At 57.2% G+C, this 22,834-nt stretch carries 19 protein-coding genes; 14 read left to right on the top strand and 5 right to left on the bottom strand.

The window, feature by feature from the left end:
* The first annotated feature begins 85 nt into the window (after positions 1-85).
* Positions 86-1,147, top strand: a complete 1,062-nt coding sequence (locus HS103_03475; protein MBE7511862.1) for a hypothetical protein — start codon at positions 86-88, stop codon at positions 1,145-1,147.
* On the opposite strand, the gene HS103_03470 is transcribed toward HS103_03475, so the two are convergent.
* Genes HS103_03470 through HS103_03460 form a run of 3 tightly spaced genes read right to left on the bottom strand, consistent with a single transcriptional unit; the run spans position 1,144 to position 3,594 of the window.
* On the bottom strand, positions 1,144-2,385 hold the full coding sequence (locus tag HS103_03470) for a glycosyltransferase family 1 protein (protein ID MBE7511861.1): 1,242 nt from the start codon (positions 2,383-2,385) through the stop codon (positions 1,144-1,146). The two genes, HS103_03475 and HS103_03470, sit on opposite strands and share 4 nt — an antisense overlap.
* Positions 2,382-2,984, bottom strand: coding sequence for a hypothetical protein (locus HS103_03465; protein ID MBE7511860.1), 603 nt, complete (start codon positions 2,982-2,984; stop codon positions 2,382-2,384). Before HS103_03465 ends, HS103_03470 begins: the two co-directional genes overlap by 4 nt.
* Positions 2,971-3,594, bottom strand: coding sequence for a hypothetical protein (locus HS103_03460; GenBank protein ID MBE7511859.1), 624 nt, complete (start codon positions 3,592-3,594; stop codon positions 2,971-2,973). Before HS103_03460 ends, HS103_03465 begins: the two co-directional genes overlap by 14 nt.
* 159 nt (positions 3,595-3,753) lie before the next feature.
* Between HS103_03460 and HS103_03455 the strand changes: the two genes are divergently transcribed.
* Positions 3,754-5,967, top strand: coding sequence for a GAF domain-containing protein (locus HS103_03455; GenBank protein MBE7511858.1), 2,214 nt, complete (start codon positions 3,754-3,756; stop codon positions 5,965-5,967).
* A gap of 19 nt (positions 5,968-5,986) precedes the next feature.
* Here HS103_03455 and HS103_03450 read toward each other — a convergent pair whose 3' ends face one another.
* Positions 5,987-6,331 carry an isochorismatase family protein gene (locus tag HS103_03450; GenBank protein MBE7511857.1) on the bottom strand — a complete coding sequence of 115 codons (345 nt, stop codon included), beginning with the start codon at positions 6,329-6,331 and terminating at the stop codon, positions 5,987-5,989.
* A gap of 240 nt (positions 6,332-6,571) precedes the next feature.
* On the opposite strand from HS103_03450, the gene HS103_03445 reads away from it, so the two are divergent.
* From HS103_03445 to HS103_03395, 11 genes are all read left to right on the top strand, one after another.
* On the top strand, positions 6,572-6,937 hold the full coding sequence (locus HS103_03445; GenBank protein MBE7511856.1) for an NADH-quinone oxidoreductase subunit A: 366 nt from the start codon (positions 6,572-6,574) through the stop codon (positions 6,935-6,937).
* Between the two features lie 51 nt (positions 6,938-6,988).
* Positions 6,989-8,257, top strand: coding sequence for an NADH-quinone oxidoreductase subunit NuoH (gene nuoH, locus HS103_03440; protein ID MBE7511855.1), 1,269 nt, complete (start codon positions 6,989-6,991; stop codon positions 8,255-8,257).
* A gap of 87 nt (positions 8,258-8,344) precedes the next feature.
* On the top strand, positions 8,345-8,866 hold the full coding sequence (locus HS103_03435) for an NADH-quinone oxidoreductase subunit J (protein MBE7511854.1): 522 nt from the start codon (positions 8,345-8,347) through the stop codon (positions 8,864-8,866).
* Positions 8,867-8,899: 33 nt separating this feature from the next.
* Complete coding sequence (gene nuoK, locus HS103_03430) at positions 8,900-9,238, top strand: NADH-quinone oxidoreductase subunit NuoK (GenBank protein MBE7511853.1); 339 nt, start codon at positions 8,900-8,902, stop codon at positions 9,236-9,238.
* Positions 9,239-9,277: 39 nt separating this feature from the next.
* Complete coding sequence (locus tag HS103_03425) at positions 9,278-11,734, top strand: NADH-quinone oxidoreductase subunit L (GenBank protein ID MBE7511852.1); 2,457 nt, start codon at positions 9,278-9,280, stop codon at positions 11,732-11,734.
* A gap of 8 nt (positions 11,735-11,742) precedes the next feature.
* Entirely contained in the window at positions 11,743-13,365 is a 1,623-nt protein-coding gene (locus HS103_03420) for an NADH-quinone oxidoreductase subunit M (GenBank protein MBE7511851.1), read from the top strand.
* An 11-nt stretch (positions 13,366-13,376) separates the two neighbouring features.
* Positions 13,377-15,071, top strand: a complete 1,695-nt coding sequence (locus HS103_03415) for an NADH-quinone oxidoreductase subunit M (GenBank protein MBE7511850.1) — start codon at positions 13,377-13,379, stop codon at positions 15,069-15,071.
* Between the two features lie 6 nt (positions 15,072-15,077).
* Positions 15,078-16,592, top strand: a complete 1,515-nt coding sequence (locus HS103_03410; protein ID MBE7511849.1) for an NADH-quinone oxidoreductase subunit N — start codon at positions 15,078-15,080, stop codon at positions 16,590-16,592.
* Positions 16,593-16,646: 54 nt separating this feature from the next.
* Entirely contained in the window at positions 16,647-17,450 is an 804-nt protein-coding gene (locus HS103_03405) for a hypothetical protein (protein MBE7511848.1), read from the top strand.
* Positions 17,384-18,568: a glycosyltransferase family 4 protein gene (locus HS103_03400; protein ID MBE7511847.1), complete on the top strand. Its 1,185-nt coding sequence runs from the start codon at positions 17,384-17,386 to the stop codon at positions 18,566-18,568. The genes HS103_03405 and HS103_03400 overlap by 67 nt, the downstream gene beginning before the upstream one ends.
* Positions 18,565-20,445 carry a WecB/TagA/CpsF family glycosyltransferase gene (locus tag HS103_03395; protein MBE7511846.1) on the top strand — a complete coding sequence of 627 codons (1,881 nt, stop codon included), beginning with the start codon at positions 18,565-18,567 and terminating at the stop codon, positions 20,443-20,445. The genes HS103_03400 and HS103_03395 overlap by 4 nt, the downstream gene beginning before the upstream one ends.
* 3 nt (positions 20,446-20,448) lie before the next feature.
* Here HS103_03395 and HS103_03390 read toward each other — a convergent pair whose 3' ends face one another.
* Positions 20,449-21,474 carry an LLM class F420-dependent oxidoreductase gene (locus HS103_03390; GenBank protein ID MBE7511845.1) on the bottom strand — a complete coding sequence of 342 codons (1,026 nt, stop codon included), beginning with the start codon at positions 21,472-21,474 and terminating at the stop codon, positions 20,449-20,451.
* A 176-nt stretch (positions 21,475-21,650) separates the two neighbouring features.
* On the opposite strand from HS103_03390, the gene HS103_03385 reads away from it, so the two are divergent.
* Positions 21,651-22,598, top strand: a complete 948-nt coding sequence (locus tag HS103_03385) for a hypothetical protein (protein MBE7511844.1) — start codon at positions 21,651-21,653, stop codon at positions 22,596-22,598.
* Positions 22,599-22,834: the final 236 nt, after the last annotated feature.

Here is a 22,834-nt window from a genome sequence, read left to right as displayed (position 1 = left end):
GCTGCTCATTGGGTTACCCTTCACGGATGACCTCCTTTCCTCTAAAATAAATCCCCCTCCCGACACCAATTAGGAGAGACACCGCATGTTGGACAAAAACGACGCCCAGTGGTGGATTGCAGAGGTGGAACAGCGTCCTTTCTCTGCGCCCGCCCTAATTCGGATGCTGGCGGATCGCCTTGCTTTTTTGGATAAACAGAATGAGGACTTGCGGGCAGAAGTCATTCGCCTGCGTCGTCAAGCGATCAGCGGCACACCGTCTGACGACATCAACTCCCTTCGCCAGCGCGTTCAAGCCCTAGAACGGATGGTCAGCGGGGAGCATGGGCAGCGACTCCTTGCCTATGGACGGGATCGCATTGAGATAAACGCCTCTCTTGCCTCGCTGTTGGATGAAGAACGAGTGATTGGTCTAGACACCCATTTTCTGATTACCTCGTCTGGCGCTGCCCTTTATGGGATCACGGCGGAATCTCGCGCTTATGCCTTCCGTCTTGATGATCTCCCTATACCAGAGGCAGGCAGTGGGGCAATTCCCCTTGGGCAGCCAAACACCCTTGTCACCATCTTGGATCGCGCCCGTGTGGAGGAACGCCGCTTTTTGCTGCTGCGAACGGCAAATGGCTATCTGTATCACCTACTTACCGGGGTTGTGGCAACTCACGCGGCTAAGGGCGAAAAACTTCTGCGGGGCTTGCTTCCCGGTGATTCAGTGGTGGAGGCGATTCCAGCGGGGAACGGCGATGCCTTCGCCCTCAGCCGTCAGGGGCGCTGGTCACGCTTTCCAGAGCGAACAATCCCCGGCGCCGGGGCGTTGGCAATGACCCTTCCCAAAGGGGACTCATTGGTGGGCGTTCTCTCCCTGATGAGAACAGGTAACATCGTCGTCCTTACTGAGGATGGACGTATCGTCGCGCTCTCCCCAGAGGCGTACCCGGCACGGAAAGCGCCCGGCGCATCGGCGGGTCAACTGCGGAGTGCAGTGCCTGTCTTAGGGCTTGGGCAAGGGGCAACCCTGCGCATCCTCACGCGGCGCGGGCGGGTGATCGAGGTTGATCTGAAGGGCTACCAAGGGGCGGACGGTTCCCCAACGGCAATTCGTGAACTTCCACCCAATGAGACGATTCTTGCCTGGGCATTCAACTAGGACAGGGATGGCATATAACGACGATGGAGCGCCATGACTTCCCCATAATGGCGCTCTAATTCGCCCATAATTAGCGCCCAAGAGCGCTCCAAAGCATAGCGCCGTCCGGCGTCCGCCATGCCTCCCCGCAAGGTAGGGTTGGCTTGTAAGCGACGGGCATGGGCAGCAAAGGCGGCACTATCACCCTCGGCACAAAGATAACCCGTTATTCCATCGGTGATGATGCCAGCGGGTCCGCCAGCATTGATCGCGATGACAGGCAGCCCAGATGCCAACGCCTCTAAAATGACCTGACCAAAGGTTTCTTTGGCGCCGGGAAAGACGAACACATCCGCCGCTGCATAAGCATAAGCCAAATCATCCCCATGCAGTTCGCCCATAAAGTGCGCCCTTCGCCCATTGCTGTTCAAAAGGCGGGCAATCTCCCTTTCGTAACTCCCTCCCCCAACAAGGGTGAGCGCAATATCTTTTTCGGCGGCAAGGTCGCGCAGCACATCGAGCGATTTTTCCCGTGCCAAACGCCCGACGTAAAGGCATAGTAGTGATTCTGGCGAACGCCCCCCCAAGAGGCGCTCTCGCCACATCGGATCACGATGGGCGGGGTCGAAACGAACGCTATCCACCCCTCGCCCCCACACATGCACCCGCCGCAGCCCCCACTGGCGAACCGTTTCCGCCACCCCCAACGTTGGGGCAAGGGTACGTGTGCAGCCGTTGTGCAGCCAACGGATTGCCCCGATAAAGGTCTGGCGGAGCGCGGGGAAGCCATAGCTGGCGGTGTAGGCGGGGAGATCGGTTTGATAATTGGCGATCACGGGCAGACGAAGGATGCCACCGGCAAGCATCCCTGCCGTGCCTAAACTGAAGGGGCTAAAAAGGTGAATGATATCTGGGCGAAAGCGCCGCAGCAGCGCGACGATGGGCAAAAAAGGCAGCGCGATGCGCGTTTCGGGAAAGGTGGGGAGGGGAAGGGCGGGAAGGGTAATGACGGGTGTTGTGCCAATATGCGTTGGGGCGGGGGACGGGGCAAAAATAATGACCTCCCTCCCTGTGTTTTGGAGGTGGCGAACGGTTAACAAAGCGCTCCGTGTGACGCCATCCACTTTGGGAAGAAATGCCTCGCTGAGGATCGCCACGCGCTGCACAGAGGGCGCTACGGCGGGGGCGGTCATTCCCGCTGGGGGGATTAATGCCCGTGACTCCGCCTCAATAAAGGCGCTGAGGGCGGCGGTGTTCACCCGCTCTCTCGAATGTGTTCGGCAAGTGCTGTGGTGGTTGGATCAGGCAGCACCTTTAATTTGTGCGCTAAGCGGTCCGCCAACATTTTGTAGATGTTCATGGCTTCTGCGCTTCGCCCTAGCTGGGCGTGAATGGTCATAAGTCCACGAATGGCGTCTTCCCGCAAGGGGTGAAGATAGTTCGCCCGTTGGTAAAACCCAAGTGCTTGCAGTTTCTCGTCGTCTCGCTCACAAATTCGTGCTAAAGCAATGAGTGCATCAATATAGAGACTAGTTAGTTCCTCACGGCGTGTTTGCGCCCAGGCAGCCTGAATGGGGGCAAGGAACACGCCATGATAAAGCTCCAAAGCATTATATAACAATTCTGCTGCCTCGTTGTCAGGGGCGACTCCCGCCCTTTGGACATACTCACGGAACAATGCCGTATCATAGCGAAGATCAATCTTTGGAGAGAGTATATAAAATCCCCCCTGATAGGTGGTGAGGTCAAAGCCTAAAAGTTCTTTAATTTTTCGCTTCGTCACATGAAACACGTTTGTGGCTTCTTTGGTTGTTAGGTTTTGCCAAAATTCCCTGAAAATCTCATCACGGGTGATCATCCCGCGATCCACAAGAAATACGTGGCAGATCACCATCCCACGAGGAAATCTCACGTCCATTGACAAAAACACGTCCCCGTCCATTCGCCCGCACTTCCAGCACATGACGCCCATCGCCTTCCACCCCATAATTGATCATCAGCCGACCCTCATTGAGGGGATAAAGCGTGGTATGAGGGCGTAAGGCAGCAGAAGTGAGCAACGGTAAGGGGAGATGACGCCCTTCGAGGATAATCTGACAGCCCTCTGAGATATAGGGGATCAGGGTGTGCATCAGACTCTGGGCAGAGTCACTATCCGTCCGATCATAGGAATCAATGATAACCATATATGGTTTAAGGGCAGCTAGGCGCTCGGCAAGAATCTTTGCTGCCGCCAAATCCTCAGCGGGGCGGGGAGGAAGGGTAATATTATACCAGTCCTGAAGGGCTATCCCAATTGCCCGCCAAAGTGCCTCGGCATCAATGCCATCAGCAGTGAGCGTCACAGGAATCAGCGTATGACCATCCCGTTGAAGAAGGTGCGCGATCAGTCTACGGCTCTGCCGTTGGTGTGGATGGAGGACGACCAACGAGGCTTGACTAGGATATGTGTGATCTAGGGTGTTCATAAATTAGAACTTTTGATACATGGCTGCTGCTGTTCTGTTTGTTAGTATAAGATAAGTCTGACGATAATTCAAACCCAAGACATAAAGGCAACTTTATAGCAGAGGCTGCTATTGAGTGGGGTACACTCCCCCTGGTAAAGACATGCTGAAAAATCGCTTATGGACGCCGCTGGATTTACAAACACAATCTTTCTGCTCTTAAACAGCCTGACAATTGTCTTGGCGCTTGTCATGCTGCTTCAAATCCTTTGGCAGGATGCCCGCAGCGCGACGAATCTTGCTTTTGCCCTCTTTGCCTTTATGGGGATGCTGTGGTCAAGCGGGGCGCTTCTTAGTCGGGCGTTGGCATTTGTCGGCGGGCTGCCAGAGCTAACCACGCTTGGTATACGCCTCATGGAGGTGGGGTTTACAGGCGCGTGTGCGGGACTCTACCTTTTCACCCTCGCGTTAACGGGCGGCGCAGGGCGGCGCTTCAACTGGATTGCCCTTACGATGGTGACGGTTTTGATCACCTCCCAAGCTATCCTTGCCTTCAGCAGTACGACCCCACCCTATACAATCCGCCCCAATGGAACACTTCTTTATACCTTCACCCCCGCTACCACACTCTTTTATCTGTCTTTTGCTGCGGTGGCGATGCTTTTAGGGTGGGAGCGGCGGACAAAGATCAAGAGCCGTTGGCAAACCTATGGCATTTATGCCTACGGCATTGGGATCATGTTGGAGTTGATCAGTCCCGAACTGCGCGCGCGAGCAATCAGCCTGAACCTTTGCGCTGTCGCCCTCCTCATTATTAGTTACTCTCTGTTGCGAGCGCAGATTATTGAGCCGCTGGCAGGGCGTGCCGCTCAGCTTCAGGCGGTGCGCGATGTCGGCTTGGCGATCACCAGCCGCGTCCGCTTGGAGGAAGTTCTCAGCACGGTTGCCGGACAAGCGGCAGGCATTTTGGGGGCAAACGGCGCGGCGATCTTTTTAAATACCGAGGATGGGCTGACCCTTGCCGCCGTCCACAACATGCCCGACGGTTTTTTGGGCGGGCGGTTGGCATTGGGAGAGGGCTTGGCAGGTGAAGTTGCGCTCAACCGGCAGTCCACGCGCATTGAGGATTACCACCGCGATTGGGTAGGTGTTCCCGATATGCCCTATGCGGAGGAATCATTTGGTGGGGTGATTGCCGCGCCGCTGATCTTCGCCGGAGATGTCATGGGCGTTCTGATGGTTATTGAGGGGGTGATGGGGAAACGCTTTGATAAAGATGATGTACGGCTGCTTGATCTGCTTAGCCCACAGGCAGCAGTGGCGATCACCAACAGCCGCCTTTTTGAACGGCAGCGCGGGTTGGCAGAGGAATTGGAGACGGCGAAAAACCAATTGGAGGCAGTTCTCGTCAGCACACAAAACCCAGTCATGGCGCTTGATCACACCATGCAGATCATCTTTGCCAACCCTGCGGCGGATGCCCTTTTTGAGGACGGACGCGCCTCTGGAAAGCCGTTTTTGGCGGTTGCTCCCTTTGATCCCCTTTTACAAGTGATTCACGACAGCCGCAGCGAAACGCCCTTTGAACTCGTCGTGAATGGGAAAACCTATCTCTGCACGTTAGGAAGGCTGCGGCGGCTGATGGGTTATGTTGCTGTGTTGAACGACATTACCGACCTGAAAGAACTGGATCGGCAAAAGACACAGATGATCCAACTGACGAGCCATAATCTGAAAAACCCGCTCTTTGCTGCCATGTCTTGTTTTGAACTCCTCCAAGAAGATGGTGAAGCCCTTTTTACACCAGACATGCGTAAAGACATGAACCAGCTTGGCGAGGCGCTGACGCGGATGGATAAGATCATTCACACCATCCTCAATTTAGAGCGTTTACAGATTGGGGGAATTGGCTACGAGGAAACGCCTGTCGAAACCTTGTTGGAGGACGCAGCCGATGCGTATTTGGCGCAAGCCGAGCGGGGCGGCGTGGCGTTGACGATTGCCCTTGCCCCCGATCTCCCGCTCATCCATTGCAACCGCCATTATCTGACACAAGCGCTGACGAACCTGATCGAAAACGCGCTCAAATTCACGCGGCGGGGGGGGCGGATTACGGTTGGGGCGCAAAGCGTTGCCGAAGGGGTGGTCATCACTGTTGCCGATACAGGGGTGGGGATTCCGACAGAGGCGCTCTCGCGGGTTTTCGAGCGCTTCTATCGGGCGCGGCAAGCCGGCGCAGAAGATGTGAGCGGCTCTGGGTTAGGCTTAAGTTTGGTGAAGGCGGTCATCGACGCCCACGCCGGACGTATCTGGGTAGAAAGCGAACCCGGCATGGGGACAACCTTTTCCGTTGCGCTGCCCGTGAAACAAACCGTCGGTGTGCGGGAAGGGTAGCCCGCTCTGCAAGTACGACTCAGCGGGCAAAATAGGCTAAGACCTCCGCCCGCGTGACAACATCGCCGTACTTCGCGCCAATATCGAATAAGTTTGCCTCGTGGGGGGCAGCGTGGCGGTCTGCGACACACTCACGCGGGACAATGACCCGAAAGCCGTACTGCATCCCATCCACTGCCGTCGCCCGAATGCAGCCGCTGGTAGAGCAGCCCGTAAGGATGACGGTATCGACTTTGAGCGCCGTCAGCATCGCCGCCAACGAGGTGCCGAAAAAAGCGCTGGCGTACTGCTTCGTGACGATCACATTCTCTGGCGTGGGGGGCAGTTCAGGGACAATCTCCGCCAACGGATCACCTTCGACCATCTGCCGCAAGACAGGGACTTTCCGCACGAATAAGCCCCTCCCCTAACCCCTTTAGGCGTAAGCAGAAAGAGGCTATGTGTTTTTGAAAAAACGTCTTGTCTGTGGCAAGAGGATTAGCGCGAAACTTCTGTATGGCAAACCGCACAGGGCGCGTTACAATAGGTGACGCTTATCACAATCCAAGAAAATCATGCGCCAGTAGCCTCAAAAATCTCGGCAGCAATTCCGAGGGGGAAAGACATGCAGCAGCAAGAGTGGATTTTCATCGCCATGTTCTTCGTCATCGCCCCGATACTCCCGGCGGTACCGGTTCTCGCGCCGCAGTTGCTGCGCCTTGCACCGCGCCGCTCCAATCCATTAAAGATGGAGACATATGAGTGCGGGATCGAAACGATGGGAGATGCATGGGTTCAGTTTAAGGTGCAATATTACCTATATGCCCTGATCTTCTTGATCTTCGACATCGAGATGATCTTCCTGTTCCCTTGGGCGGTGGCCTATAACCAACTGCCGCTGTTCGCCATTGTCGTCATGATCGCCTTCATCGCCATTTTGGGCGTGGGGCTGGTCTACGCATGGCGCAAAGGGGCATTGGAATGGCAATAACAACGTTCGTGACCTTCGCAACACGATTTCGTCCGGTAAGAGGGGCGCATTATGGTACAGACATTAATTGATTTGGGCTGGAACAAGGATGCCGCCTTTTTTGTGGCGTCCTTGCTCGGCGTGATCGTCTGCGCCAGCTTCGGCTTGGTGTGGATTTTGTTCTCAATTTGGCTAGAGCGGAAGGTTGCCGGGCGCATTCAGGATCGGGTCGGTCCGAATCGGACGGGTCCTTATGGGTTGTTTCAATCCTTTGCCGACCTCGGCAAGCTGATCACAAAGGAAGACATCACGCCCGCCAACGCAGATCGCCACGTGTATAACATTGCCCCCTTGTTGGCGGTGGCATCGGTGATCATGATCTTTGCCGTCGTCCCCTTCAGCGCCAGTTGGATTGGGGCAGATTTGAACATTGGCGTGTTGTACTTTATCGCCGTCGCCTCCTTAGGAACGCTGGCAATTATGCTGGCGGGGTGGGGGAGCAACAACAAATACTCGCTGCTCGGTGCCTTTCGCGTCATTGCGGCGCTGATCAGCTATGAAGTGCCAACGATCTTGGCGCTGGTTGTCCCAGTCATGCTGGCGGGGACGATGAGTATGCAGGGCATCGTCCATGGGCAGACGATTGCCTATATCTTCGTGGCGCCAGTGAGTGCCTTCATCTTCTTCGTCTCGCAGTTGGCAGAGGCGGGACGCTCGCCCTTCGATTTGATGGAGGCGGAGTCGGAAATCATCGCTGGCTACAACATTGAGTACACCGGGATGAAGTTTGGGATGTTCATGGCGTCGGAATTCATTCACGGCTTCGTGATTTGCGTTCTGACGGTCATTTTGTTCATGGGTGGTTGGCAGTTCCTCGGCACGGGGCAGCCCGGTAGCGAGGTCTTTGGGTTTATGGTCATGATGGGGAAATCGGTGTTGGTATACTTCCTCGTCATGCTCATTCGCGCCACAATGCCGCGTTTCCGCATTGACCACATGATGGCATTCAACTGGAAGTTCCTCGTCCCGCTGGCATTGGCGAACATCATCATCATCGCCCTGTTGGGAAAACTCTTTGTGCCGGATTACGCTGCGGCACGGGCAGCCGTGGAAGCAGGCGGCTTGGCGGGGATACTTGGTGGGGTTTTGGGGGCGGGTTTCCTTGCCGAACTTCCCCGTGCGGTGGTTTGCCTGATCGGAAACATCGCCTTGTGGATAGTGGCAAGCAATGCCCTAAAGAATTACGCCACGACGGAACAAACCCATATTCGGAGTTTGATTGCCGAACGGAAATTGGATCGGAAACCCTCAACGGCGGTTGAACCGGCGGCGGGGGATTAATCATTTCCCCTCTCCGCTCTGTTGAGGGCGAGGGGGGGTGGACGACGAACAGCAAGAACGCTGTACTGTGAAGGAGAAGACACCATTATGAACTTGGTCGAGTGGGGCTTTTTCGGTATCCTCACCGTTCTGACCATCGGCGGCGCACTGGCGGTGGTGATCAACCGCAACCTGTTTCATTCTGCGCTGTGGTTGATCATTAGCTTGTTTGGGGCGGCGGGCTTGTTTGTCATGCTTTCAGCGCCATTTTTGGCGGCGGTACAAGTTCTCGTCTATATTGGGGCAATCGTGATCCTGATCATCTTTGCCATCATGCTCACCCGCCGGATGATGGGTATTCAAGAACTCCCCAACAGCCAATGGTCGCTTGGGTTGGCGGGTGCGGCGCTCACCTTTCTTGTCCTGGCGTTCACTATTGTCATGGCATCCAGCGGCACAAACCCGCTGTTCCCGCGTGAACCCGTTGGGGCAATTAGCGGAGACAGCCTGCGCGATATGGGGATTGCCTTCGTCGATTTGAATCAGTACGTGTTGCCCTTCCTGCTTGCCTCTGTCCTTCTTGAGGCAGCCATGGTTGGATCGATTGTGCTGGCGCGTGGCGAAGAATAGAACACCGCAGAAACCACAAGGGGATCACTCGTCATGGTACCGTTGACAGCTTACTTACTTGTCGCGGCGCTCTTGTTCTGCATCGGCATCTATGCGGTGCTGGCAAGGCGAAACGCGATTGCCATTCTCATGGGCATTGAACTCATGTTGACCGCCACGAATATCAACCTCGTGGCGTTTTGGCGTTTCTTGACGCCCACAACAACGGCGACGGGGAGCGGCTTACAGGCGGGCGTGGCGGGGCAGACCTTCGCCATTTTCGTCTTTGTAGTCGCCGCCGCCGAAGCCGCAGTCGGTCTGGCGCTGATTTTGAGCGTCTTCCGCAATAAGAAGACCATCATCGCAGAAAATGTGGACTCGCTCCGGCTATAAGCCAAGTGAGGGGCAGAGCGGCTTCTAAAGGAAACATCTATGAATTGGTTTGACGCAAATAATCTTCCGTGGTTGATTCCCGTGCCGCCGTTGGTCGCCTTTATGGTGATCTTGCTCTTTGCGGGGCGCAACCGCCTTCTGACGCACATCACGGCAATTGGGGCAATGGGTCTCTCGTTAGTGATGAGCTTGTCTGTCGTCCTGCGGGCGGTGCAATTTCCGACGCTGGGCAAAGAGCGTATTTTCGGCAGCGGGATTGACTGGCTGGCAAACAGCGTGGGCGGGGCAGGATCGGGGGCGCTGAGCATGGGCGTTGCCGTTGACCCGCTAACGGTGGCGCTGTTGTTTATGGTGCCAATTGCCTGTTTGATGATCTTCATCTACTCTCTCGGCTACATGGCACATGATAAGCGCAACCCGCGCTTTTTTGCCTATCTCTCCCTCTTTGCGGGCGCTATGTTGACGCTCGTCGTTGCCGATAACCTGCTGATGCTGTTTGTCGGTTGGGAAGTGATGGGCTTGTGTTCGTACCTGCTCATTGGCTTTTGGTATGACCGCGCCCCACAGGACGAAGTGGACGGGGTAGCCCCCTATCAGGCGGCGATCAAAGCCTTCATGACCACCCGCGTCGCTGACGTGATCTTCATGATTGGCATTGCCTACCTGTGGGCAACGACAGGGACGCTCAATTTCCGCACGATCTTCTTCAGCGAAGAAACAATGAGCGGCTTAGCCGCAACACCAGCCGTTGGCGGCTTCCTCGGTCTAAGCGCCGCCGGACTGATCGGAATTTGCGTCTTCATTGGCACGGTGGGGAAATCGGCGCAGTTCCCGCTTCATGTGTGGCTGCCCGACGCCATGAAGGGCCCAACGCCCGTCAGCGCGATGATTCATGCGGCGGCGATGGTTTCCGCTGGTATTTACCTGCTCTTGCGGATGTACCCCATTCTTTCGGTGGGCAGCCATGTTGAAGATGGCATCCTCTCCTCACCGATGGTTGCTATGGCAGTCATTGGGGCAATCACGGCGGTCTTTGCGGCAACCATAGCCGTTGCCCAAAACGACATCAAAAAGGTGCTGGCATACTCAACGATCAGCCAGTTAGGGTTCATGGTTGCTGCGCTTGGCGTGGGCGGTTATGCCGCCGCCGCCTTCCACCTGATCACCCATGCCTTCTTCAAGGCACTTTTGTTTATGGGGTCGGGGTCGGTCATTCATGCCATGGAACATGGTCATCATGTGGCGCATGGGGCGCACGGGCATGGCGACGATCACAGCGAGGATCACCAGGCAACAGCCCATGCCGATCACGGGCATGGCGAGGGTGAACACGCCGCACATGGGCATGGGGATTCGCACGAGGAACACGCCGCGCATGGCGAGGTATTCGACCCGCAAGACATGCGTAACATGGGCGGGCTGCTGCGCAACATGCCCGTGACGGGGATCACCTTTGTAATCGGTGGCGCGGCGTTGGCGGGTTTCCCGCTGGTTACTGCTGGCTTCTGGTCGAAGGATGAAATCCTTGCGGAGGCGTGGGCGGCGATGAGCCACACCCCAATTGGGTTATTTGTCCTCGTCTGTCTGGCGGCGGCAGCAATCTTGACGGCGTTCTACACGATGCGCCAGATTGCCATGACCTTCTTAGGATCGCCGCGCACCGAGGCGGCAATCCATGCCAAGCATTACGACCCCGCACGCGGTGACGGTCCGACGGAACGGGGGGTCAGTGTCACGATGACCTTCCCCTTGATCATCCTCGCCGGGTTTGCCTTGATCGCTGGCTTTGTGGGGGTCAACCCTAGTTTCCCCATTGTTGGGCCTGTGTTGTCGGGGTTTGGGATTGAAAAGCCGTTTATCAAGTACATCGGCTATACCTTGCCCGAAGCACCGCACTTGCCAGATTTTAACATCTTGCCCGTGCTGCTCTCGTTCACCGTCTTTGGCTTGGGCGCCTATGCGGGCTATGCCCTCTATATTCGGCGTCCCGTCGTTTTGGGTGAGCCTGATCCGGTGGAAGGCATCGTTGGCGAGGGGACGTACCGCCTGCTGAAGAACAAGTACTTCATTGACGAGTTCTATCAGGCATATTTCATCAAGCCGGTGCGCTGGTTTTCCGATAAGGTGGCAGCGACGATCTTGGATCAGGGCGTGATCGACGGCGTGATCCACTTCTTTGCCCGCCTTGCCGGGCGTATCGGGGATGTGTTCAAAGAATTCAACCGCGTGGTGATCGACGGTGTGGGAGATGGTATTCCCGAAGCAATTGCCGACGCAGCAAAGGGCTTGCGCCCGCTCCAAACGGGGCGCGTGCAGCAATACCTCTTGTTCGCCCTGATTGCAGCGCTGATCGTCGGCTTGAATTTGGCGGTTGCCTCCGTTGCGCCAAACGCGATTCCGATCTTCATCATCATTCAAGGGGCGATTGCCATTGCCATTGTGATGATTTTCGGAAACACAGGGGATAAGACACAGCCAAGCGACAGCGGGGATTAGGAGTCATCATGAATCTCGACTTACTCAGCCTGATCACGTTCCTGCCGATGCTCGGCGCGGGCGTGGTCATCGTCTTACCCCGCAGCCAAAAGAACCTTGCCCGCCTTGTGGCGTTGGGGTTCAGCCTTGCTGTGTTGGGCTTGGCGATCTTCCTGTTTTACAGCTATGCCGGGGGGAACTGCCCGCCGGGGAATGTCCCCACCGAAATGGCGGCGGCAAGTGCGGGGTCGCCTTATGGCTTCGCGTGCCAGAACGTGGCGCCATTTTTTGACCTACTTGGTTCGCATTGGCATGTGGGGGTCGATGGTCTGAGCGTTGCCATGATCCTTTTGGCGGCAATTTTGACCCCCCTTGCTATTTTGATCAGCTACGAAGTGACGGATCGCGTCCATGAGATCATGGCGCTGTTCCTCTTTATGGAAATGGGCGTCTTGGGCGTGTTTGTCTCGCTTGATCTGCTCATTTTCTTCATCTTCTGGGAAGTCGGGCTTGTGCCGATGTACTTCCTGATCAACTACTGGGGCGGGGCAAAGCGTCAATATGCCTCGTTCAAGTTTTTCTTGTACACGATGGCGGGGTCGCTTGGTCTGCTGCTTGCCATTCAGGTGATCACCGTGATCACGGGGACGATGGACATCCCAACACTGTTGGCGAATTTCCCCAAAGACCTAACGGCAACTGGGGCGGCGATCAGCTTGCCCTTCAGTGGTAATCTGAATGTGGTGAAGGGGTTCTTGTTCATCGCCTTCTTCCTCGCCTTTGCCGTGAAAGTGCCGGTCTACCCCTTCCACACATGGCTGCCCGATGCGCACACCGAAGCACCAACGGGTGGTTCGATGCTGCTGGCAGGGATTTTGCTCAAGCTCGGCGCGTATGGCTTTTTGCGCTTGGTTGTGCCGCTTTTTCCGGCGCAATCGGCAAGTTTCGCGCCGGTCATTGCTACGCTCGCTGTGTTGGGGATCATCCTCGGCGCATTGGCGGCATGGGGTCAGAACGACTTCAAACGGCTGGTCGCTTATAGTTCTGTGAACCATATGGGCTTCGTCGTCTTGGGAATCGCCGCGTTCGCAGCCGTTTACAATAATCTCTACACCGGTGCGGTGATCGAAAACCGTGAGATCGTTGTCCGCTCGGTGACCATGGCGACAAACGGCGCAGTGTTGCAGATGTTCACACACGGACTTAGTTCAGCGGGGATGTTCTTGCTGGTGGGGGCGCTCTATCATAAGGCGCACACACGACAGCTTACCGATTTTGGCGGGTTGTGGAACATCGCCCCCATGTATGGCGGGTTACTCGTCTTTGTCAGTATGGGCAGCCTCGGTTTGCCTGGGCTGGCGGGCTTTGTCAGCGAATACCAAGTGATTGCCGGAGCGTGGTGGATTTACCCCGCGTTCGTCTTTATTGCCATGTTCGGCTTGCTGATGACCGGCGCGTATATCCTGAAGGGTATTCGGGCGGTCTTGGCGGGTCCGGTGAATGAACACTGGCGAGGGCATCATCTCGAAATTGAATTCCGTGAAATGGTGGCGCTTGCGCCGCTCATGGTGCTGATGCTGGTGACGGGCATCTACCCGAACTGGATCATGCCCGTGATCAACCAGACGGTCACGCGCCTGTTCGGGGGCTAAAGGATACACGCATGTTACTGACAGCAATTCTGATCATACCGACATTGGCGGCGTTCTTCATTCTGTTTTTACTAAAAGACGAACAGAAAACGGAAACCCGCCTCATTGCAGCTTTTGCCACGGCAACCTGCCTTGTCCTCTCGGCGCTCGTCTACATCGAGATGATGCAGCCGACGAACATTGCGGCGGCGAACACCGCTGCCTTGAAGGGCTTATCCTTCTTCGTTCAAGAGGTGAACATCCCCTGGCTGCCTGCGCTTGGCATCAGCTACCACGTTGGGGCGGATGGTATCAGCGCCCCGATGGTACTGCTGACCGGGTTAGCGGCGTTCGGTGGCGTCCTCATCTCGTGGAAGATCGAACACCGTCTGCGGGAATTCATGGCGTTCTTTCTCCTCTTGGTGGTCGGCGTCTATGGGGTGTTCGTTTCGCTGGATGTGTTCCTCCTGTTTTTCTGGTACGAATTCGCCATCTTCCCGATGTACTTCCTCATCGCCGGGTGGGGTTGGAAACCAACCCGCGAATACGCGGCGATGAAACTGACCCTCTACATCCTGATTGGGTCGTTCTTCGCCTTGATTGGGCTGCTGGTGATGTATTTTTCGGCAGGGAGTTTCTTCAGCGGCAACGAGGCGGCGTTAGCCACCCTGCGCACGACGCTTGGCGACCCCAACCATCCGGCGTACAGCTTCAGCTTTCAACATTTCGAGGTCGCCTCGCGCTGGCAGCAGATTGCTGGGGCGGTGGGTCCCTTTGATGTGGCAGGATCAAGCGGGGTCAGCGTCGCCCGCTTCTGGTTTCCGATGGTCTTTATCGGCTTTGGTGTGTTGGCGGGCATGTTCCCCTTCCACAACTGGAGTCCTGATGGTCACGTTGCCGCCCCTACAGCGGTCTCGATGATCCACGCTGGCGTGCTGATGAAACTGGGTGCCTATGCTGCCCTGCGGATCGGTGTGCAGCTTCTGCCCGAAGGGGCGAAAGTCCATTTACCATGGATCATCTTGCTGACGGCGGTAAATGTCGTTTATGGGGCGTTCATTGCCTATCGCCAGCGCGACTTCAAGTATGTCATTGGCTTTTCCTCGGTCAGCCATATGGGGCTGGTTATGCTAGGGATCAGCACGATGAACTTGACCGGGCTGACCGGCGCAGGCTTGCAGATGTTCAGCCATGGGGTCATGACGGCGATGTTCTTCTCTTGCGTGGGGATGGTCTATGACCGTGCGCACACGCGGGATATTCCCTCGCTAGGGGGTTTTGGGAAGGTGATGCCCTTTGTGGCGTTCGCCTTCATCTTGGGCGGGTTGGTTTCGATGGGAATGCCTGGGTTCAGCGGCTTCATTGCCGAGTTCCCCATCTTCACAGGGTTGTGGCATGGCCCTGTCTTTGCGCAAGGGGGGGCAATCTTGAATCCCGCCTTCCAAACGACCTACTTCCCCAACTTTACCTACTACACAATCATTGCTATCGTCTGCGTAGTCGGGATCATCCTGACCGCTGGTTATGTCCTGCGTGTTGTGCAGCTTGTCTTTTTTGGGGAGTTCAACAAAGCCCGCTACCCCGATGTTGGGGATGTGACCATCATCGACAAATCGGCGTTGGTCTTGCTCGGTGTGTGGCTGGTGATTTTGGGCGTCTATCCGCAAATTATGACGGGCATGTTGCAAGCGGGCATGTCACCCATCGTTAAGGCGCTTGGAGGCTAAACCGCAATGCAAAACGTCGTTGTGAATTCCGATGGAGCAATGAACCTGCTCGCCATGCTCCCGGCGCTGTTACTCACGGTGCTAGGCATGACGGTGGGCTTGCTCGATGCTTTTTGGAAGGCAAGCCGCCGCCGCGAGATTGGGCTGATCACGGCGGTCAGTTTGTTTGGGATCGCCCTTGTGTCGTTCCTCATCCAACCCCCCGCAGCAGAGGCGCAGCTTCTTTTGGGGGGGATGTACCGTTACGATGTGCTGACCCAGTTTTTCGTCACGGCAATCTTGGTGGGGGCGGGAATCACCTGCTTGATCAGCTTGGACAGCCCCACCATTGGACGAATGGGGGAGTTCTACGCCATCCTCGTTGTGGCAACGCTCGGCGGCTGCCTGATGGCGGGGGCAGCGGATTTGATCATGGCGTTCATCGCCCTTGAGACGCTCTCGGTCAGCCTGTACATCCTCGCTGGCTTCCTCACAAACAGCGCCCGCAGCGCCGAGGCGGGGATCAAATACTTCCTCTTTGGGGCGTTCACCTCAGCGGTGATGCTCTACGGCTTCAGCTTGCTCTACGGCTTTACGGGCAGCACAAACTTTTACGCCATAGGAGGGCAGATCGCGGCGATCTTCAGCCGCGCCTCCGATCCGGCAGCCACCCTTCCGCTGATCTTGGCAATGATCATGATCCTCGTTGGGTTTGGCTTCAAGATCAGCGCCGTACCATTTCACTTCTGGACGCCCGATGTTTATGAGGGAGCGCCAACGCCCGTCACTGCCTACATCAGCGTCGCCAGTAAAGCGGCCAGCTTCGCCCTGATGGCACGCTTTTTCATCATCGTCTTTCAGGGGAATGATCCCACCCGCTTCTGGGTGCAGATCATCGCTATTCTCGCCGTTGTGACGATGACAGTGGGGAACCTGTTTGCCCTTGTCCAGAAGAACATCAAACGGCTAATCGCCTATTCCTCGATTGCCCAAGCCGGTTACGCGCTGATCGGTGTGGCGGCAGTTGCCGGACAACCGGGGAGCGCCCCGGGTGCTGGTATCGCCGCGCTTGGCTTCTATATGGCGATGTATATCCTGACCAATCTCGCCGCCTTCGGCGTGATCATCGTCGTTTCAAAAGTGAAGGACAGCGAGATGATTGCCGATTTCGCTGGACTTTCACGGCGTAATTTGGGCTTGGCGCTGGTCTTGACTATCGCCTTGCTCTCGTTGGCAGGCATTCCGCCAGCGGCGGGCTTCTTCGGAAAGTTCTTCCTATTCAAAGCCGCCGTCGATTCTAACCTGACATGGTTGGCGGTGGTGGGCATCTTGAACGCGATGATCGCCCTTTACTACTACATCATCGTGATCAAAGTTCTCTTTGTGGACGCTGGCGTGGATGAGGACAAGCCAATTACCGTCAGCCCACCTTACGTCTGGGCGTTGAGCATCGCCACCATCTTGGTGATCTTGCTTGGCACCTTCTTGGCAACGCCCATCTTTGACTTTGCACGTCGGGCGGCAGAGGGGTTATTCTCCTAGCCTTAGCCATTGGGCGCACCACCGTGTGCGCCCCTAAACAAACAAGAATCCGCTATGACTGATGAATCCTTCCCCCCTATACCTGATGCGCCGGAACTACCCGATAGGGATCGTTTCGCGCCGCTTGAAACTGCTGACACTGTAGACTCTTTCGAGGGGAGCGCCGATACGCTCACCACCGCCGATACACCGCTTGATGAAGAAAATGCCCCCGGACGCATTTATGTCATGGCTGGTGGGGAAGAAGGGCTCCGCAGCACCCCTGTGGCTGATCTTCCTCGCCCTTCCGATGCTGATGCGGTAGGTGATCTCGCCCGTGCGCCACGCGCCACCGCATACCGAGCGCAGCGCCGTACCCAGATCAGCATGATCCCAACAGCGCTCACCTTGCTGGTTGTCGGCATTTTGGGTGTCATTGATGCCTTTGAACCGGGGCGCATTGGAGGGACATTCATCGCGAGTGTGGCAGCGGGGGGAACAGGGTTAGCACTGGTGGGGCGTTTCCTTCTCAATGGGCGGCGCGAGAGCGGGCTGAGCGTCTTGGGGTTAAGTCTGCTGGCATGGGTTGCCTTTCTTGCCCTTCTTGCTAATGGGACACTCTCGGTTTCGGGGGTATTTGCCTACAGCTTGATGGCAATTGGGGGGGCAATCGGGATCACCTTCCTTTTAGGGCGCACCAACGAACGGGGATTGATCCTTCCGGCGTTAGGGTTTATCGTCGCTGGCGCTGCTGCCTTGCCCATCCTCAGCGGGTTAATCCCGACGGAACTGCTCACCGTGTTGAGTACCTATTGGTCCTTGTTTTTGTTGGGGGCGGCGCTCTTGCTGCTTCCATTGGCAATCCGCCCCCGTCCGTGAGCCGCCCGCTCTCCATTGCCATTGATGCCAGCCGGACGACCATTCGCCGCCGGACGGGAACAGAGCAGTACGCCTATCACTTGCTCCAAGCCTTGCTGCGTCTTGAAACAGAGCATCGTTTCACTCTCTATTTTCGGGACGATCCGGGCGATTTGTTCCCGCCTTTTCCTCATGTTCGCCACTGTGTGATTCCCTTTCGGCGGGCGTGGACGCACCTCCGTTTTGCCGCCGCCTTGCGAAAAGATCGCCCCGATGTCACCTTTGTCCCCGCCCACACCCTCCCCTTCGTTTTCCCCGGTCGGGCGGTGTTCACGGCTCACGATCTGGGCTATCTCTATTTTCCGCAAGCGCACCCCCGTCGAGAGCGGCTCTACCTTGACCTGACAACGCGCTACAGCGCTAACCGTGCAGCGCGGGTGATCGCTGTCAGTGGGGCAACGCGGGACGATTTGGTTCGGCATTACGAAACCCCTTCGGATAAGATCGATGTGATCCACCTCGGCGTGGAGGGCGTCAGCCGCGCTCCTGATGATGAGATTGCCGCTGTACGGCTGAAATACACCCTTCCTGAACGCTATTTTCTCTTTTTAGGGACGATCCAACCGCGCAAAAATGTCCCCCGTTTGACGCAAGCCTATTCACTCTGGCTACAGGCGAGTGGGAATTCCGAGATCGGCTTGGTGGTGGCGGGGAAAGCCGGGTGGATTTTGGATGTCCAGCGCGATGTGATTGCCCCCCTGCCTGAATCGATTCAAAAACGGGTGATCCTCCCCGGTTACGTCCCAGCGGAAGATGCTCCGGCGCTGATCAGTGGGGCGTTGGCGCTCGTGTTCCCTTCGCTGTACGAGGGATTCGGGCTGCCCGTGATTGAGGCGATGCGTTGTGGGACGCCGGTGATCACGGCGATCACCTCCTCCCTTCCCGAATTGGCGGGAACAGCGGCACTCTACGTTGACCCGCTGAGCGTGGAGGAAATTGCCGGGGCAATGGCACACATGGCGGGCAGCGCCGATGTTCGACAGGGGTTAATCGCACGGGGGATGGTACAAGCAGCAGAGTTCACCTGGAAAACGGCAGCCATCCAGACGATGAAAACATTGGAAGGGGCAGCCCAATGACCCCCGATACAAGGATTGCCCCCCCTATCCCACAGCGTCTCCTTGCCGTGAAGATCGGTGACATTGGCGATCTGATCTGTGTGACGCCGGCACTACGGGCGCTGCGCGAAACCTTCCCTACTGCCCAAATTGACATCCTGACAACACCCCACGCCGCGCCGATCTTGGCGCACACCGGGTTGGTCGATACGATCATCCCCTTCACCGTGCGCGGGTGGGAAGCAGCACGTGATTTGCTCAAACCCTCTTCACAGCGGGCGTTGTGGACGCTGGCGGGCGATCTTCGCCGCCGCCGTTACGACACAACAATCACCTTTCACCAACTCTCCACTCGTTTTGGGGCGCTAAAACACGCCTTCATTCAACGCGCCGTCGGAGCGCGAGTCCGTGTGGGGCTGGATAACGGACGCGGGTGGTTTTTCAGCCACAGGGTAACCGATGGTGGCTTTGGGGCGCGGCATCAGGTGGGTTATTGGCTTGCCCTTGCCGAGGTCTTGGGAGCGCACACGGCGAATCATCACCTGACCGTCGGCATCAGCGCCCTTGAGCGGGCGTGGGCAGAGGAAACCCTTCCAGCGGGCAAGACCTATGCCGCGATTCACCCAGGCAGCGGAGGATTGAATCCGGCGCGGCGTTGGGATGCGGCGAAATTTGCCGAGGTTGCCGATTATTTGCACCGCCAACGCGGGCATACGGTCATGGTGGTGGGCGGCAAAGGGGACGATGCCGAGTCCGTTCTTGAGGGGATGGAAACACGGGACATTGCCGTAAACCTTGTCGGCAGAACAACACTAAACCAATTGGCGGCGCTTTTGGAGCGCTGCACGCTCTTTGTGGGGGGTGATTCCGGCGTGATGCACCTTGCCGCTGCCATACCGGGCTTGCAAGTGATTAGTCCCTTTGGGGCGACAAACGCCGAGGCATGGCGGGCATGGTCGGAATCGGCGGTGATCTTGCGCAGCCCTTCGCTGTGCAGTCCGTGTGGGTATGTTCACCACACGGCGGGTTTGCGGACGGGCTGCGCGGCACGGACATGCATGAAGGCGATTCCCACAGCAGCGGTGATCGCGGCAATGGAGGGGAACGCTCCCCCACGCCAGACTGCCCCGCCAGAAGTGGGGGCGGCGAATCGCTTCCGTGTCTTGGGGATTCCGCTCGATCCGATCACCTTTGAGGAACTGTTCAGCCGCATTGGGACATGGATTGGCGATGGACTTCCGCGCCCCCGAATGATCGCCACTGCCAACCCCGAACTGGTGATGATTGCCCAACGGGACAGTTTATTTTTCGATATTTTGAATCGCGCCGATCTGGTGACGGCGGATGGGGTCGGGCTGCTTTGGGCGGGGCGGCGGTTGGGAACGGCGCTGCCGGAGCGTGTCACTGGCTCGGATGGGCTGCCGTTGATCAGCGAACGGGCGGCGCGAGAGGGCTGGCGGCTCTACCTGTTGGGGGCGGCGCCGGGGGTTGCCGAGAAGGTAGCGACGGTTTTTCAGGATCGCTATCCGGGTCTACAGATTGTGGGGACGCACAGCGGGACGCCAAGCGCTGAGGATGAAGATACCCTTGTGGCGGGCATCAACGCGGCGGGGGCAGACATCCTCTTTCTTGCCTATGGGTCACCCGCACAAGAAAAATGGATCGCACGGAATTTGCCTCGTTTGGAGGTGCGCGTTGTGATTGGCGTCGGCGGGGCGTTTGACTTTGCCGCGGGCGTGGCAAAACGCGCCCCTCGTTGGGCGCAGCGGGCGGGTATGGAGTGGCTGCACCGCTTGGTGATGCAGCCCTGGCGTTGGCGGCGGATGCTGCGTTTGCCGCGTTTTGCGTTGGCGGTGCTGCGTCGGGGATCACGCCCGCCCTTTGGTTTCCACGACTAACAACTAAAGGACGAGTTCCGCCATCGTCCGCACGGCTGCCATATCCGCCATGCTCAGGTTCAGCGTCGTGATCGGGCTTTCCCGCCATGCCGTTAGACGATCCCGAATCCGCTCCCGCGTCCCGACGAGGGCGATCTCATCAACAAGGGCGTCGGGTACGGCAAGCGCTGCCTCGAACTTTTTCCCTTCCATAAAGAGGGTTTGGACGGTCACCGCTTCGCCTTCGTAGCCATAGCGACAAGCAAGATCAAAATAGAAATTTTTGTCTTTCGCCCCCATCCCGCCGATGTAAAGGGCGAGAAAGGGCTTCACCGCGAGGCGACAGGCTTCTAAATCTGTTCCCATAACAACAGGAACACTCGGCGCAATGTCGAACTGGGCAATCGTCTTTCCCGCCGCCGCCAAACCAGCGTCAATCTGCGCTTGAAAGGATTCGGCATAGCGCTCTGGGGAAAAGAAAATCGGTAGCCAGCCATCGGCAATCGCCGCCGCCTGCTGGACATTTTTCGGTCCGACAGCGGCAAGGTAAATGGGAAGATCGGGGCGACCATGCAAAATCGACTTGAGGGGTTTTCCCAGTCCGGTTGCGCCTTCCCCCGTGTAGGGAATCTGATATTCCTCACCCTCATAAACAAGCGGTTTTTCGCGTCGCAGAATAGCGCGGATAATGCTGATGTATTCGCGTGTCCGCACGAGAGGTTTCCCGTAGCGCTGCCCGTGCCACCCCTCAACAACTTGCGGACCGGACAAGCCCAGCCCTAATAAAAACCGCCCCCCGGAAAGCTGGTCAAGTGTGATGGCGGTCATGGCGGTATTCGCCGGAGTGCGGGCGGGCATTTGCATGATTGCCGTGCCGAGGTGGATTGTTTTTGTCAACGCGCCAAGCCACGCCAGTGGCGTCACCGCATCTGATCCATAAGCCTCCGCCGTCCACAGGGCGTAATAACCGAGGCGATCCGCCTCTTGAGCCAGATCGATGGGAAGATCAATCGTTGACCCAGAATAACCGAGCATAAGTCCTAAACGCATAAAACACCTATTGAATCTCTTTTGAGCCTAACTTTCCCTGATGATGATACCCCGATACCCGCGTTCATGATTCACTCATCGTCTTTCGCAGACCTGCACACCGTCTTCATATCTTCTTCATGCCGAAGGCATAGACTGAAAGTACGTTCAGAACATATCAGGAAGGAAAACACACCATGAAAACGATGAAGTACCGTAAGTTGGTTGCCTCTGCTTTTGCTGCCGTTGTGATCGGTGGGGGGGCGGTTGGCTTGGCAAGTCCGGCGGCTGCGCAAGGCGGCGGGGCAGGCTTTATCATGAATTACGCGGCGTGCAGCACGATAGATACTACCGAGGTTGCCGCCAAAGTCCTGACGATGACTGCTGCCGAACTCCGCGCCGCGTTGGTGGGCGGAAAAACGCTCTCCGATGTGGCGAAGGCAAAGGGCGTCACCGTTGAGGCACTCCAAGCGGCGTTGACCGAAGCCCGTAACGCCGAGATTGATCAGGCGGTTGCCGATGGGTTGCTGACCCAAGAGCAAGCCGACGCCCTGAAGAACAACACCCCAATTGGGCGGATGGGACGCACCATCGGGCAGCCTCCAGCAAACAGCGAAGCGACTCCCGCCGCGCCAGAGACGGGCAGCCAACCCGTGCAGCCCGGTGAAGTGGGGCGTGTGGAAATCATGGTTGTGAGTATGGGGGGCGGGCATATGGGTGGGCAAATCAGCCCCCGGAACACGGTGAAGCCCGCAGTAGTAGCCGCCGCCGCACTGGGCGTCTCCTGTGCCGATCTGGTCAAGGCGCTCGATAACAACACCTCCATTGCCACCTACGCGCAGTCAAAGGGTGTGGCGCTCCAGACGGTGATTGATGCGCTGGTGAAGGCGTACACAGAGGCGATTGATAAGGATGTTGCCGAGGGGTTGATCGCCCCTGCCTCTGTAGAGGGTGAGAAAAGCCGCATCTTGGATCGCGTGTTGAATTTGCTTGCTCGTTCAGGCGGTGGGTTTGAAGGCGACCACGACCGGCGCGAGATTCGTATGGAAGGCATGGGCGGCGGGGGGATGCCCGGTATGCCGGGGATGCCCGGACGTGATGGGCAGGGTGGGCAGCCCGGTCAGCCCGGACGCAAGAACAACTAAGTCCCTCGCCACCGTAATTTCTAAACGAACCCCTACCCCCTCCCCCTTTCCCCATAAACAGGGAAAGGGGGAGACATGCTGCGGGCGAGGGGGTGAGGGGGAAGTCCCCTCAAAGACGTGATTCCCCCTTCTCCCATACGGAGAGCGGGTACATGGTGAAGGCGGGTTGCAGGGGGATGAGGGTGGTCTCATTCTATGCTTACCCTCTTGATGGACTCCTAGGGTCTGTTGACAGC

The organism is Anaerolineales bacterium (assembly GCA_015075625.1).
In the GTDB taxonomy this organism is placed as follows: Bacteria; Chloroflexota; Anaerolineae; order Aggregatilineales; family UBA2796; genus UBA2796.
This window is presented reverse-complemented; position numbering and strand designations above follow the sequence as displayed.